This is a genomic window from Micromonospora sp. NPDC048907 (genome assembly GCF_055586885.1).
In genome coordinates, this window is the sequence record NZ_JBVJHI010000008.1 from 185620 (window position 1) to 201453 (window position 15834).

Sequence of the window (15834 nt, forward strand, 5' to 3'; positions counted from 1 at the left end):
TACGTGACTCCTCGTGATCTGCGACGGGGACTACGGGTGGATCGGGCGCGCCGGTCGCGGAGGCCCGGGTCGTGGGCGGGCGGCCCTAGGAATAGTAGTGCCCCGGCCGGTGACGGACGACGGACGCGGTGGCGGCCGGTGCCGAATCGTGCCGAGCGCCACCGGCCGGATCCGGTCATCAGCTCCCCGAGCGGGACGGATGCGACGAGTGGCGCGGGCCGGCACACAGCGCACCACCCTAACCGACCGTGGCCGGTCGTCCGCGCCTCACCGGCACCGTGGCGGCCGGGAAGACCGGCCGGAGTCGCCGAACCGCTCGGGTGGGGACGGCTGGGCGTCGCGTCCCGTTCGCCGCACCGACGGGGGATCTTCCCGGACGCTTCACGAGCCGACGTTCCGGTCCCCGGGCCGGGGAACGTACCGGCGGGGCGGGGGCGAGCCTGGCCGGGCGCCGGTGGGTGGCTTGCGTACACTACGGCGCCATGACCGCCCCGGGCCCCGACATCCGCACCCGCACCTCCGCCGCCGGCGAGCCGGTGACCGACGCGACCGCTCACGGCAGCACCGAGGCCGAGCGGGCGGAGCCGCCGGTCGGCGCGGAGGAGCGCGAGCCCGCGCCCGCGGCCGGCCCCGCGCGCTGGCGCCGGCTGCGCCCGGACCTGCTGGTCGCCGCGGTCTATCTGGCCGGCGCCCTGTGGGTGACCGCCCGCGGCTGGCTCGATCACAGCGGCCGGCTGCTCGGCAGCCGGCCCAACGACCAGGGCTTCAACGAGTGGATGCTGGCCTACGCGGCGCACGCGGTCAGCCACCTGGAGAACCCGTTCTTCACCACGCTGCAGAACGCCCCGACGGGCATCAACCTGATGACCAACGTCGGGATGCAGCTTCCCGGCCTGGTCCTGTCGCCGGTCACCCTGCTGTTCGGCGCCTCCTTCTCCTACCTGCTGTTCATCACGCTCAACCTGGCCGGCACCGCGTACGCCTGGTATTACGTGCTCTCCCGGCACCTGGTGTCGTCCCGGGCCGCGGCCTTCGTCGGCGGCCTGTTCTGCGCCTTCGCGCCGGCCCTCGTCTCGCACAGCAACGGGCACCCGCACATCACCGCCCAGTGGCTGGTGCCGTTCATCCTGTGGCGGGTCGTCCGGCTGGCCCGCGGCGGTCGTGTCGTCCGCGACGGTCTGGTGCTGGGCGGGCTCGTGGTGGCGCAGTTCTTCGTGAGCCTGGAGATTCTCTTCCTGGCCGCGCTCGGCTGCCTGATGATGGTGGTCGGCTACCTGATCTTCCGGCCCCGCGAGGCGCTGCGGCGGGCCCGGCCGCTGCTGGGCGGACTCGCGATCACCGGCGTGCTGGTCGGCGCCGCCGCCGCGTACCCGCTGTGGATGCAGTTCGCCGGGCCGCAGCACCGGGTTGGACACCCCGGCAACCCCGACGTCTACGCGCTGACCGTCGGCTCGTTCGTGCGCTACGCCACCGAGTCGGTGGCCGGCAGCCCCACCAGCGCGCTGCGCTGGGGCCCGAACACCACCGAGCAGTCGAGCTTCTACGGCTGGTCCGTCGTGGTGCTGGCGCTGGCCGCCTGCTGGTGGCTGCGCCGGGAGATTGTCGTCCGGGTGCTCACCGTGGTGATCGCGATCTCCGCGGTCTTCTCGATCGGCACCACCTGGACGTGGGGCACCCGGCGTACCGACGTGCCGGCGCCGTTCGCGCTGGTGACCAACCTGCCGGTCTTCGACTCGGTGGTGGTCTCCCGGTTCGCGCTGATCACCACGGCGGCGCTCGGCGTGCTGTTCGCGGTCGCGGGGGACCGCCTCGCCCGGATCCGGGCGACCGACGCGGGCCAGGCCCGCCTGGTTCCCCGGCTGGCCGCCGTGGCGGCGCTGGCCGCGCTGCTGCCGATCCTGCCCACCCCGCTGGAGGCCCGCGGCCGGGTGCCCGTTCCCGACTTCGTCACCAGCGGCGCGTGGCGCGACCACGTGGCGCCCGGCCGCACCCTGGTGCCGGTGCCGGTCAGCGGTATGACCTCGCTCTACTGGAGTTCCGCCGCGGTGGCCGGTTTCGCCGTGCCGGAGGGCTACTTCCTCGGCCCGGTCTCGGCCACCGACGCCACCGGCCGCTGGGGCGTGGAGCCGCAGCCGACCGCGAAGCTGCTCACCGCCGTGTCGCGGGGCGAACGGGACACCGCGGTCGGCCCGGCGGACGTCGCCCAGGCCCGGTCCGACGTCCGGTACTGGAAGGCCGACGCCGTGGCGCTGCCCGACCGGGGCGCCCGGGGGCACGACAACCTCAAGGTCGTGCTGGACGCGCTGTACGGCCCGGGGCAGCGGGTGGATGACGTCTGGCTGTGGGACGTCCGGCCGTTCACGCGGTGACGGGCGGGCCGCCGTCTCCGCGTGCGGTCACGGAGACCTCGTCCAGATCAGCAGCAGGTAGCCGCCGAAGTACGTGGAGAAGGCGGTCAACGCCACCAGCACGGTGACCGCCCGGGCCCAACCGGCCCGGGCCAGACCCGCGGCCGCCGGGAGCAGCAGCGCGAACGCCGGCAGCAGGAACCGCGCCTTGGCGTGGTAGTAGCCGGCGGCGCCGAGCGTGGTGACCAGGAGCAGCCCGCTGTAGAGCAGCAGCTGCCAGGGCTGCCGGTCGAGCACGCTCAGCACGAACAACATCACCGCCAGCAGCGCCACCACGCTCACCACCAGCATCTGCGGGGTGGCCGTCTCGGCGAGCACCTCCCGGCCCCGGAGGACGGTGTTCACGCCCAGGTCGAAGGTGCTGCCCCAGCCCGCGGACTGGATGTGGAACCAGCCGTCCGGCCGCCCGGTCTGCGTGCCCACCCAGGCCAGGTAGCCGAGCCAACCGGCGGGGGCGAGCAGCATGGCGACCCACGGCCGCCAGCCGTCCCGCCGCCGGACGACCGCCACGAGCGCGGCGAGCCCCACCACCGGGATCAACGACGAGGCGGTCGGCCGGGTCAGCCCCGCGAACAGGCACAGCACCCCGGCGGTGAGCCACTGGTTGCGCAGCAGCGCGTACAGCGTCCAGACCGCCAGGGCGGTGAACAGGCTCTCGCTGTACGTCATCGACTCGACGATGGCGTGCGGCAGCGCGGCCCAGAGCGCGGCCAGCACCACACCGGTGCGCCTGTCGTGCAGGTGTGCGCCGATCGCGAAGAGCCCCCAGGCGGCGGCGAGGCCGGCCAGCCACGCCACGATCAGCGCCGCCTCGCGGGGGCTGAACGGGCTGATCCGGTCCAAAAGGCCGGTGAGGCCGGGGTAGAGCGGGAAGAACGCCATGTCGCTCTGCGTCTTCACGTACCCGTCGTAGCCGTGCTGGGCGATCGACAGGTAGTAGGTGCCGTCCGACTTGCTCAGCCGCTGCTCGGGGGAGAGGCCCAGGTTGCGGGCCCAGACGTACACGGTCAGCACCCCGACCAGACGGATCACGGCGTAGGCCGCGAGCGCGGGCAGCGCGGCCCGGCCGGCCGCGGTGAGCCGGCGGCCGAGGCGGGGACGAGCCGGGAGGGGGCTCGCCTGTGTGGCCGAGGGGGCCGGCGTCGGCCGGCTCGGCTCCTCGGTTGTCACCATGTCCATACTGCGATCCTGTCCGCGCTGAGCTGGGGTGATCCGACGGCGGGCGCGGCCCGTCGGAGAGGCTCGACGCCGGCCCGGCCGGGGAACTGGCGAGGTCGCCGGTCGTTGAACAGCATGGAGGGTAGCAACCGGTGCCGGAGGCCGCGGACCGCCGACGGCGGCGGGCGTTTACCGCGGACCCGTTGTCGTAGACTCGCTCGGGTCCGCGGGTGCGGTGCTGGTGACAACGGAGACGGGCAGGAATGGGATCTGACGGCACGACCGCCCCGGCGGCCACCCGGGGACGGGTCGTCATGCTGGTGGACAACGGGGTCATCGGTGACTCCCGGGTGCAGAAGGCCGCCCGGTCGGCGGCCGCGGCCGGCTGGGACGTCGTCCTCCTCGGGCGCGCACCCGTCGGGCAGCCGCAGCGCTGGCGGCTCGGCGACGCCGAGGTCCGCCTGATTCCGATGCCCGAGCCGCTCGCCAAGCGCCGGCACGAGTTCCGGCGGGTGTGGCTGCGCCGGCCGTTCGCCTACCCGCCGTCCGGCATCGCCGCCCACCGCACCCAGGCGGTCAAGGCGTGGCGGGCCGACCTGGCGGTCCGGCGGGCGGCGCTCACGACCGCGGCCCGCGAGTCCGGCGCCGGCCGGCCCGGCGGGCTGCCCTGGGCCGCGCTGCGGGCCGAGGAGAAGCTCGCCGGCCTGACCCGCAAGTGGGTGGGCTTCCGCAACCGGCAGCTCAACCAGGCCCGGAAGAGCCGCAAGCTCGACGGCCCCTGGGACCGGGCGTACACGCTGTTCTGGCAGCGGCTGCGCGGCGACGGCGCGTGGCGCCGCCTCGAACCGGGGCTGTGGGACTACGAGCTGGCCTACGGCCCGGTCGTCGACGAGCTGGCCCCGGACCTGATCCACGCCAACGACTTCCGGATGATCGGCGTCGGCGCCCGCGCGAAGATCCGGGCCGCCGCCAAGGGCCGCCGGATCGCGCTGGTCTGGGACGCCCACGAGTACCTGCCGGGTGTGCAGCCGTGGCGGGACAACGCCCGCTGGCTGCCCGGCAACGTGGCGCACGAGCGGGAGTACGTGCCGTACGCGGACGCCACCATGACCGTCTCCGGCGGCCTGGCCGACCTTCTGCGCCGCGAGCACCGGCTGGCGGAGCGCCCGGCGGTGGTGCTCAACGCCCCGGCGGTGGACGAGCTGCCGGCCGACGCGGGCGAGCCGGTGCCGGACATCCGCGCGCTCTGCGGCATCGGCCCGGACACCCCGCTGCTGGTCTACAGCGGGGTGGCCGCCGCCAAGCGCGGTCTCGGGGTGATGGTCGAGGCGCTGCCCCGGCTGCCCGGCGCGCACGTCGCGTTCGTGGTCAACAAGCCCACCTCGGCGTACGTCAGGGGCCTGGTCACCCGGGCCGGCGAGCTGGGGGTGGCGGACCGCGTGCACCTGCTGCCCTACGTCCCGCACCACCAGGTGGTCCGGTTCCTGTCCGGCGCGCAGGTCGGCGTCATCCCGATCCAGCACTGGCCCAACCACGAGATCGCGCTGATCACCAAGTTCTTCGAGTATTCACACGCCCGCCTCCCGCTTGTCGTCTCCGACGTGCGGACGATGGCGGAGACTGTCCGGGAGACCGGGCAGGGCGAGGTGTTCACGGCCGAGGACGTGGCCGACTTCGTCCGTGCGGTCACCGCGGTGCTCGCCGACCCGGCGCGCTACCGCGCCGCGTACGACCGGCCCGGTCTGCTGGCCGGCTGGACCTGGGAGGCGCAGGCGCAGGTGCTCGACGGCGTCTACTCCCGGCTGCTGCCCGACGCCCCGTCCCGCCCGGCCGGCGACCCGGTCCCGACCTCGGTGGGGGTCGGCGCGTGAGCCGGCAGCCGGACGTGACGGTGGTCGTCGCCGTCTACAACACCATGCCGTACCTGACCACCTGCCTGGAGTCGCTGGTCGGGCAGACCATCGGGCGGGACCGGCTGGAGGTCGTGGCGGTCGACGACGGCTCCACCGACGGCAGCGGCGCCGAGCTCGACCGGTACGCCGCCCGCTACCCGGAGACGGTCCGGGTGCTGCACCAGGCCAACTCGGGCGGCCCGGCCGCACCGAGCAACCTCGGCCTGGACCACGCCCGCGGCCGGTACGTCTTCTTCATCGGCTCCGACGACCACCTCGGCCCGGAGGCGCTGGAGCGCCTGGTGGCCGCCGCCGACCGGTGGGACTCCGACGTGGTGCTCGGCCGGATGGTCGGCACCAACAAGCGCTACGTGCACCAGGCGGTCTACGCGAGCAGCCAGGAACGGCTCGACCTCTTCGACAGCCCGCTGCCCTGGTCGCTGTCGAACACCAAGCTGTTCCGGCGGGCCCTGGTCGAGCGTCACGGCCTGCGGTTCCGCACCGACATGCCGATGGGCAGCGACCAGCCGTTCACGCTGGAGGCCTGCTTCCGGGCGAACAAGATCTCCGTCCTCGCCGACTACGAGTACTACTACGCGGTCAAGCGGGAGAACGCGCAGAACATCACCTACGCCAGCCGCTTCGAGGAGCGGCTGCGCTGCGCCGAGGAACTTGTCGGTTTCGTCGCCGGGCTCATCGAGCCGGGCCCGCGCCGGGACGCGGTGCTGCTGCGCCACTTCAGCTGGGAGGTGGCGAAGCTGCTCCGGGCGGAGTTCCTGGGCCTCTCCCCGGACGTCCAGCAGCACGTCCACGACCGGATCCGCAAGCTCGCCGAGGCGTACCTGACCGAGGGCGTCCTGGAGCGGATGGAGCCCGACCTGCGGCTGCGGCTCGCCGTGGCGCGCGACGGCGACCTGGCGCGACTGCGGGAGCTGATCGGGCAGCAGGCCGACAAGTCGCTGCCCGAGGTCACCATCGCCGACGGCCGCTGGTACGCCCACCACGTCGGCTTCCGCGACCCGGCGTTCGGCTACCCGGACGACTGGTACGACGTCACCGACCGGGCCGCCAAGGTGCTGGCCAAGCTGACCGCGACCGAGCTGGTCTGGGGCCGGGACGCCGCCGGCGCCCGCGCCCTGGTGGTCACCGCGCGCAGCCCCTGGGCCGTGCTGTCCGAGCTGCCCCCTGGGGCGGTCCGGGTCAGCGTGGGCGAGGTGGCGGGTGTGACGTCGGTCGCGCCCGACGGCACCGGTACCGTCGTACGGACGGACTTCGCGGTGGACCGGGTGCTCGCGGCCGTCGCGGCGAACGGGGAGCGTCGGGTGGTGCGTGCCGAGGTGACCGCGCTGGGCGGGGTCGGCTCGGCGCCGCTGCGGACGGACCGCCGCGTCGCGGCGCCCCGGCGGCTGGCCCGGCGCGGCGTCCGGCTCCACCTCGTCACGCCCACCACCAATCACAAGGGCCAGGTGATCGTCGCGATCACGCCGGTGACCCCCGGTCGGTTCCTTGCCCGCCTGCGCCGAATGTGGCCCTCTGGAGGAAAGTAGTTTCATGAACATCTGCGTCGTCGCGCTCGGCAAGATCGGTCTGCCGCTCGCCGTGCAGTTCGCCTCGAAGGGGCACCGCGTGATCGGTGCCGACGTCTCGGAGCGGGTCGTCCAGCTGGTCAACGACGGCGCCGTGCCGTTCCCCGGCGAGACCGACCTGGACGTCAAGCTGAAGGAGGCGGTCGCCGCCGGGCTCCTGTCGGCCACCACCGACACGGCCACCGCGGTCGCCGAGTCCGAGGCCGTCGTCGTCGTCGTGCCGCTCTTCGTCGACGCCGAGGGCGTGCCGGACTTCGGCTGGATGGACGACGCCACCCGGGCCATCGCCCGCGGGCTCAAGCCCGGCACGCTTGTCAGCTACGAGACCACCCTGCCGGTCGGCACCACCCGCAACCGCTGGGCCCCCATGCTGGAGGAGGGCTCCGGCCTCACCGCCGGCCAGGACTTCCACCTGGTGTTCAGCCCGGAGCGGGTGCTCACCGGCCGGGTCTTCGCCGACCTGCGCCGCTACCCCAAGCTGGTCGGCGGCATCGACGAGGCGTCGGCCGAGCACGGCGTGCGCTTCTACGAGGCGGTGCTCGACTTCGACGAGCGGCCCGACCTCGACCGCCCGAACGGCGTCTGGGACCTCGGCTCGGCCGAGGCCTCCGAGCTGGCCAAGCTCGCCGAGACCACCTACCGCGACGTCAACATCGGCCTGGCGAACCAGTTCGCCCGCTTCGCCGACACGGTCGGCGTGGACGTCACCAAGGTCATCGAGGCCTGCAACACGCAGCCGTACAGCCACATCCACTCGCCGGGCATCGCCGTCGGCGGTCACTGCATCCCGATCTACCCGCGGATGTACCTGTGGAACGACCCGGCGGCCACCGTGGTCCGCTCGGCCCGCGAGGCCAACGCCGCCATGCCGGAGTACGCCGTCGACCTGCTCGCCGCCGCGTACGGGGACCTCACCGGGGTGGGCGTGCTGGTGCTCGGCGCGGCCTACCGGGGCGGTGTCAAGGAGACCGCGTTCTCCGGCGTCTTCCCGACCGTCGAGGCGCTGCGCGCGCGGGGCGCCGTCCCGTACGTCGCCGACCCGATGTACACCAACGAGGAGCTGGCCGCGCACGGCCTGCCCGGCTACGAGGGCGAGCCGGTCGGCGCCGCGGTCATCCAGGCCGACCACGCCGAGTACCGCAACCTCACCCCGGCGGACCTGCCGGGCGTGACGGTGCTGGTCGACGGCCGCCGGGTCACCGACCCGGCGCGCTGGACCGGCGTCCGCCGCGTCGTCATCGGCGGCTGACGCCTCCACGCTGTCGGGCCCCGGCCGTGTGACGGCCGGGGCCCGCTCGCGTCGCGGCGCCGCCGCGCGCGTTCAGCCCTGGTGCGGCGGGTTGTCGACGTCCCGGGAGACGACCTCGCCCTTCTCGTCCACCCACCCCTTCGGCCGGGCCGGGTTGCCGGCCACCAGCTGGTACGGCTTGACGTCCCGGGTGACCACCGAGCCGGCGGCGATCATCGCGTACTCGCCCACCTCGATGCCGCAGACCAGGGTGGCGTTGGCGCCGATCGAGGCGCCCCGGCGGACCATGGTCGGGGTGATGGTCCAGTCCGGGTTCTGGGCGCGCGGGCGGAAGTCGTTGGTGAACACGGCGCAGGGGCCGACGAAGACCTCGTCCTCGATGGTCACGCCCTGGTAGACCGAGACGTTGTTCTGGATCTTCACCCGGTCGCCGACCGTGACCTGCGCGTCGACGTACACGTTGCGGCCGATGACGCAGCCGGCGCCGACCTGCGCGCTCGACCGGATGTGGGCCAGGTGCCAGACCTTGGTGCCGTCGCCGACCTTGGCGCCGTCCTCCACGTCGGCCGTCGGGTGGACGAACACGGAGGCGGACCGGTCGTTGGTGTCAGTCATGTCAACTCGCATCGTGGCAGGGCGCGTCGTCGCGCCGTCGGTGCCGGACGGCCGCGCCGGCTGACCGCCGCGCGCCCGGCCGGGCCAGGGCCACCCGGCCGCGCCGGGCTCCCGGAGCCGGCGGGCGGGCACGTCGCAGCATAGCGAGCCGTCACGCCACCAGTTCGGCCACCGCGTCGGCGGCGGGCCGGTCGGCGGGCAGGGGATGCGCGGCCACCACCGCGTCCACCGGCAGCGCCGCGTAGAGGTGCGGGAACAGCGCACCGCCCCGGGACACCTCCCAGCGCAGCGCGTCGCCGAGCCGCGTCTCGTCCACGGCGAGGACGGTGAGGCCGGTCGCCCCGGCGAAGACCCGGCGGGCGGTCTCCACCACCTGGTCCGCCGCGGACAGGTGGATGTAGCCGTCCTGCCGGTCCATCGCGGTGCCGGCGAACCGCCCGTCCGCCCGCGCCTGCGCCCACTCGCTGTCGGCCAGAATCTTGTAGATCACCACCGCAGCCTAGAAGCCCACCGGGCCTCCCGTCCCGCCGCGTCGTCTGCCACCATTCGCAGGGCAGCACGTCGAGCGGATGGAGGCACGGGTGCGGATCCTCCTGGTCGAGGACGATCGTCGGGTGGCCGCCGCCCTGTCGTCGGCGCTCACCCGGCGCGGGTACGAGGTGGAGCACGCCGCCACCGTCGAGGCCGCGCTCTCCGCCGCCCCCTGCGACCTGGTGCTGCTCGACCTGACCCTGCCCGACGGGGACGGCACCGACCTGTGCCGGGAGCTGCGCCGGCGCAGCAGCCAGCTCGGCATCATCGCGGTGACCGCCCGGGGCGAGGAACGCGACCGGGTGCTCGGGCTGCGGCTGGGCGCCGACGACTACGTGGTGAAGCCGTTCTCCATGGTGGAGCTGCAGGCGCGGATCGAGGCGGTGCTGCGCCGGGCCGCGCACACCGCGCCGGAGCGCAGTCTCATCGAGGCCGGCGCCGTCCGCATCGACGTGGGCGGCCGGACGGTCACCGTCGCCGGCCGGTCCGTGGCGCTCACCCGCAAGGAGTTCGACATCCTGCTCTCCCTCGCCCGCCAGCCCGGGGTCGCCGTACCGCGGGACCGGATCCTGCTCGACGTCTGGGGCACCACGTGGGCCGACCGGCACACCGTGGAGGTGCACGTCGGCTCGCTGCGCGGCAAGCTCGGCGACCCGACGCTCGTGGAGACCGTCCGCGGGGTCGGCTACCGGCTCCGCGGCGAGTGAGGAGGCCGCCGTGCGCCGCCGGCTGGTGATCAGCTACCTGCTGCTGATGGTGCTGGTGCTGCTCGCCCTGGAGACCCCGCTGGCGGCCACCCTGGCCACCCGGGAGACCGACCGGGTCCGCGCCGACCGGCTCGCCGACGCCACCCGGTTCGCCTCGCTGGCCGGCCCGGCGCTGCGCGGCGGCACCCCCGGCCCGCTGGACGCGGAACTCGCCGCCTACGACGACCTCTACGGCATCGGGGCGGCCGTGGTCGACCGGGACCGCCGGACCGTGGTCGCCTCGACGCGCTGGGAGTTCGGGGCGGGCACCGACCTGGCCCTGGACACCGCGCTGGCCGGGCAGCAGTTCAGCCGGCCGGACGCGGTCCGCCCCTGGGTGGGCGGGCCGCTGGTGGTGGCGGTCCCGATCAACGACGGCGGCGAGGTGCTCGGCGCCGTGGTCACCGCCACCCCGGCGGCGAAGGTGCGCCGCACCGTGACGGCCTGGTGGCTGCTGCTCGCCGGGATCGGCCTGCTCGCGGTGCTGGCCTGCGTCTCCACCGCGTTCGGGCTGGCCGGCTGGGTGCTGCGCCCGGTCACCGAGCTGGACGCGGTCACCCACGAGATCGCCGAGGGACACCGGCGCGCCCGGGTCCGCCCCCGCCTCGGCCCGCCCGAGCTGCGCCGGCTGGCCACCAGCTTCAACGACATGGCCGACGCGGTCTCCGACGTGATGGACCGGCAGCGGGCGTTCGTCGCGCACGCCAGCCACCAGCTGCGCAATCCGCTGACCGCGCTGCGGCTGCGGGTGGAGGAGCTGGGGCCCAGCCTCACCGACCCCGACGGCCGCGCCGAGCACCAGCTGGCGCTGGAGGAGACCGATCGCCTGGCCACCGTGCTCGACGCGCTGCTCACCCTGGCCCGCGCCGAGCGGGAGGAGAACCAGCGGGTCACCGTGGACGCCGCCGGGATCGCCGCCTCCCGGGTGGCGGCCTGGCTGCCGCTCGCCCGGCACCGGTCGGTCACCCTCGCGCTCCACGGCGCCGGCACGCCGGCGTACGCCCGGACCGTGCCGACCGCCGTCGACCAGGCGCTCGACGCGCTGATCGACAACGCGGTCAAGTTCAGCGGCGCCGGGGGAGCGGTGACCGTGACCGTACGCCCGGCCGACGGCGGGATCGCGCTGGAGGTGCGGGACACCGGCCCCGGCATGACGGCCGGCCAGCTCGACCAGGCCACCGAGCGGTTCTGGCGGGCGCCGGACGTGCAGAACGTCGACGGCGCCGGGCTCGGGCTGACCATCGTCGCGGTGCTGGTCGACGCCTCCGACGGCCGGCTCACCATGCGCCAGGGCGAGCCACGGGGGCTGGTCGCGGAGGTGTGGTTCCCGGCCCCGGACGACGAGCCCGTCGAGCCGGACGAACCCGCTCCGCTGCTCGGCGACGACCCGGTCGACGCGGTCGGCTCCGACGCCGGGCGCCGCTGAGCCCGCCTCAGGGCTTGGTGGCGCGGTACCAGTCGGCCGCGCCCGGGTGCAGCGGCAGCGGGGTGGTGACGATCGCCGCCCGGGGGCTCATCCGGCCGGCCGCCGGGTGCGCGGCGGCCAGCTCCTCCCGGCGTTCCATCAGCAGCCGGGTCACCTCGCGCACCAGCGCCGCCGGCAGGTCGGCGCGGGCGATCAGGTAGTTCGGGTTGGCCACCGTGCTGACCGGGTCCGCCCCGTAGACCGAGCGGGGGATGTCCCGGGTCACGTAGACCTGCCCGTACCCGCGGCGCAGCGGTTCGGTCCAGTCGCCCAGGTCGACCATGCGTAACGAGGTGCTGGCGGCGAGCTCGGCGACGCCGCGCACCGGCAGGCCGCCGGAGAAGAAGAAGGCGTCGATCTGGCCGCCGCGCAGCGCCGCCACCGAGGCGTCCAGGCCGAGATGCTCCTGGTGGACCTGGTCGCCGCCGAGCTGGGCGACGGCCAGCAGCCGGCGGGCGGTGACCTCGGTGCCGGAGCCGTCGGCGCCCACCGACACCCGCCGGCCCCGCAGGTCGGCCAGGGTGCGTACCGGACCTCCGGCCGTGGTGACCAGGTGCAGCAGGTCGTCGTAGACCCGGGCCACGGCGAGCACCGCGGGGTGCTCCGGCGCGTGCGGCGGCAGCACGTCGGCCTGGGTGAAGCCCAGCTCCGCCTCCCCGGAGCCGACCAGCCGGACGTTCTGGGCGGACGCCGCGGTGACCTCCACGCTGGCCTGCACACCGGGCAGCTCCCGGTTGAGCAGCGCGGCCAGCGACTGGCCGAAGGCGTGGTAGACGGCCGTGGGGCTACCCGTGGCGATCCGGATCCGCACCGGCTCGGTCGGCTCGTCCCGACAGCCGGCGAGCCCGGCGAGTGCTGACACCAGCAGCAGCACGAGCGCCATCGGGGCGGCGGCCCGGCGTCGGCCGGGCACGGGCCAGTGTCCGTTCACGGGCTGCACTGTGCGCCGTGCACGGCCCGCCGCGCAAGCCCGCCGGTCCGGCGGGGCGGCGGCGCGGTGGGGCGGAGCTGACGGCTCCACCCCACCGAACCTGGTGTCCGCGCGTCACTCCCAGAAGTACTGCGTGGTGAAGGCCAGCTGTCCGGGGACCACCTCCCCGTTGGTGGAGAACTCGGTGTATGCCCAGTACTCGACGTTCTCCTCCAGCGGGGCGTCCGGTCGGAGCTTGTACGACGGGGTCGTGCCCCGTTCCACCCTGGCCGGCAGCTGCATCGTGGCGGGGGAGTAGTGGCCGTCGCGGCGGAGGATCACGTGGCCGAGCCGGTAGTCGACGACCGGGCCGCCGGAGGCCTGCGCGAAGACGTACGCCGTGTAGGTGCCGGCTTCCGGCATGAAGGCCCAGGCCCGCTCACTGCTGTGCCAGTCGGCGGCACTCCGGTACACGAGCTTGTCACCCTTGTACAGCCACAGGTCGAGGTTGGTGTTCGGGTCGTCGGTGGCGGTCTCCACCACGATCCCGGCGCTGCCCGCCGGCACGGTGAAGGTGTGCGCCCGCACCCCGAGGGCCTCCGGGTCGAAGACGCCGCCGTTGACTCCCGCCGGCATCGAGTACGAGTCCCACCGCATGGGGGCGTAGCCGGTCGACCGGCCGGAGATCTTGCCGGTGAAGCCGGGCTCCATCCACCCGTAGGCGCCGTTGACGATCCGGCCGAACTCCTCCAGGTTGTCGTCGTACAACCGGGGGGAGATGCCCCACGGACGCGCGGCGACCGGGATCCGTACCTGGTGGGCATCGCTGCGCCAGGTGATCGCGCCGGTGACGTAGCGGTCCCACGGCGCGCTACCACGCCGCAGCGTGATGGTGACCGTGGCGGTCTTGCCCGGTGCCACCGTCACGACCTTGGGGGTCACGGTGACCTGCATGCCGGGCAGCCCGGTGACCGAGGGCCGGTACGTCTCCTGCCTGCCGCCGACGTTGGTCAGCTTGCGGGTCAGCGTCACCTGCCTGGTCCCGTCGTACTCGCGCAGCGAGATCGACGGCAGGTTCAGCTCCCGGCCGTCCGGCTGCGCCGCCGTGGCGAACGCGACCAGGTCCGCGGCGGCCGGCTCGATGACCAGCCCCGGGTCGTCGGCCCGGCCCAGGGCCAGCATGCCGCTGCCCTGGGTCAGCGGGTTGTCGGTGCCCACGGTGTCGGTGGCGGTGGTCCGCAGCGCCGAGGCCACCGCCCCGGGCGACCAGTCGGGGTGCTCCGCCCGCAGGATCGCGGCCGCCCCGGCCACGTGCGGGGCCGCCATCGAGGTGCCCGAGTACGCGTCGTACTGCCGGCCGAAGTTGCCGGGCGGGGACACCGCCGCGATGATGTCGCTGCCGGGCGCGACCAGGTCGGGCTTCATGAGCCCGTTGTGCGTCTTGTCCGGCCCGGTGGACGAGTAGTCCGCGACGCTCGGCACGCCGGGGACGCTGGACCCGTCACCGCCGGAGGTGAGCAGCGCGGTGCCGTCGGTCGGGTGGCGCATCAGGTAGTTGAAGATCTTGCCGGCCTGCTCCTTGGTGTTCAGGTAGAGCACCGGGAAGTCGTAGATCGAGTTGACCCGGAAGTTGCCCACGGGGTCGAAGAGGACCACCGCCGCGGCACCGTTGGCCCGCGCCTCCGCCACCTGGTCGTACGGGTTGTCCAGTGCGCAGGCGACCACCTTGTCCTTCACCTTCGCCGGGTCCAGGCCGTAGCAGTACGCCGAGCCGTCCTCCAAGGTGCCGGCCTGCTCGCCGAAGACCAGCGGGCGGGGCTTGCCACCGGGGAGGACGTCCAGCGAGGCGCCCACGATCGTGGTGCCGTTGCCGAGCTGGACCGTTCCCTCGTTCACGTTCGTCACCGCCGCGCCGACCGTGGTCACCCACGGCTGGGCGTTGCTGATCGCGCCGCTGAAGCCGTCGTTGCCGGCGGATGCCGAGACGAAGACCCCGGCCAGCGTGGCGTTGAGGAAAGCGGTGCCGATGGGGGTGTTCGGTTCCCAGTCCCCCAACTGCTTCCCGATCGAGTAGTTGAGCACCTGGACGCCGTCGGCGACCGCGGCGTCGATGCCGGCGATGATGTCCGCGTCGTACCCGGAACCGCCCCACAGGACCTTGTAGACGGCGATCTGCGCGTCCGGCGCCACGCCGGAGATCGGACCGAAGTGCCGCCCCGAGATGGTGACGTCCTCGACCGGCAGTCCGGCCGCGGTCGACGCGGTGTGCGTACCGTGCCCGACCATGTCCCGGGGGGACAGGACCTCGCCCTCCGGCAGCTCGCCCGCGGCCGCGAGGTACGTGTCGGCGAAGTACCGGGCACCGACGATCTTGCCGTTGCAGTGTTCGACCACGAAGGCGTACCCGGTCTGGCAGGTGCCGTGCCAGCCCGCCGGGGCCGGCATGGTCCTGGCGAACGACGGGCTGTCCGGCCAGATGCCGGAGTCCAGGACGCCGATCACGATCCCGGCACCGGTGCCGCTGCCCGGCTTCGCAGGCGCCTGCGCACCGGCCGTCGCGGCGCCTGTGGCCGCGTCGCCGGTCGGTGCGGCGGTCGTCGGTGCGGCGGGCGGCGGGGTGGGCGTGGCCTCGCCCGGCGTCGCCTGGTTGATGCTGAACGACTGGGAAGCGGTGACCGAACGGACCCGCTTGTCCCGCTTCAACGCGTCGACCTGGGCGGGAGTCAGCGTGGCGGAGAAGCCGTCGAAGGCGGTGGTGTAGACCTGGTCGACCTTGACCTTGGCCGCCTCGGCCACGGCATTGCGCTGGATGCCCAGGTGCTGCCGGTACGCCTTCGCCGCCGCCGAGTGCGGCTCCAGCCGCTTGCCGGCGGACGGGCGGGTCCGGGCGAGGCCCGAGGTCCCGCCGGTGTACGTCGTCACCGGATCCTCAGCCAGTTCGACAACGTACCGGGCGGGACCGGTGGGCGTGCTCTTCTGCTCCGTGTCGGGCTTCCCGGTCCGGCCCCCGCCGCCGGTCAGGTCCACCCGGTCACCGTTCCTGGCCGGTCCGAAGTCGAGGCCGCTGTCCGCCACCCTGCTCGGTCCGGTCGCTGCCGCCGACGCCGGGCCGGCGGTGGCGACCGTGCCGGCGCCAGCCAGGGCGAGGACCAGCAGCGGAACCGCCAGCCCCCGTCGGCGCCGGGTAGTACTCGTGCTCGTAGCCACGAGGCTCCTTCCAGAACTACTGCTTGGAAGCGCTCCCAAGCGTGGATGCACCCCTCGATCCGGAGGA

The 15834-nt window shown here is 74.1% G+C and carries 11 protein-coding genes; 6 read left to right on the plus strand and 5 right to left on the minus strand.

Annotation, left to right across the window (positions count from 1 at the left end):
* The first annotated feature begins 482 nt into the window (after window positions 1-482).
* Window positions 483-2369 carry a DUF6311 domain-containing protein gene (locus tag ACZ6PY_RS26125; protein WP_466076395.1) on the plus strand — a complete coding sequence of 629 codons (1887 nt, stop codon included), beginning with the start codon at window positions 483-485 and terminating at the stop codon, window positions 2367-2369.
* Between the two features lie 27 nt (window positions 2370-2396).
* Here the strand turns inward: ACZ6PY_RS26125 and ACZ6PY_RS26130 are convergent, their stop codons facing one another.
* Entirely contained in the window at window positions 2397-3587 is a 1191-nt protein-coding gene (locus ACZ6PY_RS26130) for a hypothetical protein (RefSeq protein ID WP_466076398.1), read from the minus strand.
* A gap of 242 nt (window positions 3588-3829) precedes the next feature.
* Here ACZ6PY_RS26130 and ACZ6PY_RS26135 point away from each other — a divergent pair, with 242 nt between their 5' ends.
* The 3 genes from ACZ6PY_RS26135 to ACZ6PY_RS26145 are packed head-to-tail and all read left to right on the plus strand — an operon-like array spanning window position 3830 to window position 8293.
* Window positions 3830-5437, plus strand: a complete 1608-nt coding sequence (locus ACZ6PY_RS26135) for a glycosyltransferase family 4 protein (protein ID WP_466076401.1) — start codon at window positions 3830-3832, stop codon at window positions 5435-5437.
* Window positions 5434-7005: a glycosyltransferase gene (locus ACZ6PY_RS26140; RefSeq protein WP_466076403.1), complete on the plus strand. Its 1572-nt coding sequence runs from the start codon at window positions 5434-5436 to the stop codon at window positions 7003-7005. Before ACZ6PY_RS26135 ends, ACZ6PY_RS26140 begins: the two co-directional genes overlap by 4 nt.
* A gap of 4 nt (window positions 7006-7009) precedes the next feature.
* Window positions 7010-8293 carry a nucleotide sugar dehydrogenase gene (locus ACZ6PY_RS26145; protein ID WP_466076408.1) on the plus strand — a complete coding sequence of 428 codons (1284 nt, stop codon included), beginning with the start codon at window positions 7010-7012 and terminating at the stop codon, window positions 8291-8293.
* A gap of 72 nt (window positions 8294-8365) precedes the next feature.
* Here ACZ6PY_RS26145 and ACZ6PY_RS26150 read toward each other — a convergent pair whose 3' ends face one another.
* A complete protein-coding gene (locus ACZ6PY_RS26150) occupies window positions 8366-8908 on the minus strand; it encodes an acyltransferase (RefSeq protein WP_313722039.1) in 543 nt (180 codons plus the stop codon).
* Between the two features lie 151 nt (window positions 8909-9059).
* The gene (locus ACZ6PY_RS26155) at window positions 9060-9398 is read right to left on the minus strand and encodes a DUF952 domain-containing protein (protein WP_466076411.1); all 339 of its coding nucleotides are present in this window, start codon (window positions 9396-9398) and stop codon (window positions 9060-9062) included.
* A 79-nt stretch (window positions 9399-9477) separates the two neighbouring features.
* Here ACZ6PY_RS26155 and ACZ6PY_RS26160 point away from each other — a divergent pair, with 79 nt between their 5' ends.
* A complete protein-coding gene (locus tag ACZ6PY_RS26160; protein ID WP_466076413.1) occupies window positions 9478-10146 on the plus strand; it encodes a response regulator transcription factor in 669 nt (222 codons plus the stop codon).
* A 10-nt stretch (window positions 10147-10156) separates the two neighbouring features.
* Window positions 10157-11611 (plus strand): sensor histidine kinase, encoded by a 1455-nt coding sequence (locus ACZ6PY_RS26165; RefSeq protein WP_466076417.1) that lies wholly within the window; start codon window positions 10157-10159, stop codon window positions 11609-11611.
* Between the two features lie 7 nt (window positions 11612-11618).
* Here the strand turns inward: ACZ6PY_RS26165 and ACZ6PY_RS26170 are convergent, their stop codons facing one another.
* On the minus strand, window positions 11619-12533 hold the full coding sequence (locus ACZ6PY_RS26170; protein WP_466076525.1) for a TAXI family TRAP transporter solute-binding subunit: 915 nt from the start codon (window positions 12531-12533) through the stop codon (window positions 11619-11621).
* Window positions 12534-12695: 162 nt separating this feature from the next.
* On the minus strand, window positions 12696-15767 hold the full coding sequence (locus ACZ6PY_RS26175; protein WP_466076420.1) for a S8 family serine peptidase: 3072 nt from the start codon (window positions 15765-15767) through the stop codon (window positions 12696-12698).
* Window positions 15768-15834: the final 67 nt, after the last annotated feature.

Excerpts from the sequence above, each read along its gene's own strand:
- ACZ6PY_RS26150 (WP_313722039.1), bottom strand. The coding sequence starts at position 8,908 with ATGACTGACACCAACGACCGGTCCGCCTCCGTGTTCGTCCACCCGACG.
- ACZ6PY_RS26160 (WP_466076413.1), top strand. The coding sequence starts at position 9,478 with ATGGAGGCACGGGTGCGGATCCTCCTGGTCGAGGACGATCGTCGGGTG.
- ACZ6PY_RS26145 (WP_466076408.1), top strand. The coding sequence starts at position 7,010 with ATGAACATCTGCGTCGTCGCGCTCGGCAAGATCGGTCTGCCGCTCGCC.
- ACZ6PY_RS26135 (WP_466076401.1), top strand. The coding sequence starts at position 3,830 with ATGGGATCTGACGGCACGACCGCCCCGGCGGCCACCCGGGGACGGGTC.
- ACZ6PY_RS26130 (WP_466076398.1), bottom strand. The coding sequence starts at position 3,587 with ATGGACATGGTGACAACCGAGGAGCCGAGCCGGCCGACGCCGGCCCCC.
- ACZ6PY_RS26125 (WP_466076395.1), top strand. The coding sequence starts at position 483 with ATGACCGCCCCGGGCCCCGACATCCGCACCCGCACCTCCGCCGCCGGC.
- ACZ6PY_RS26170 (WP_466076525.1), bottom strand. The coding sequence starts at position 12,533 with ATGGCGCTCGTGCTGCTGCTGGTGTCAGCACTCGCCGGGCTCGCCGGC.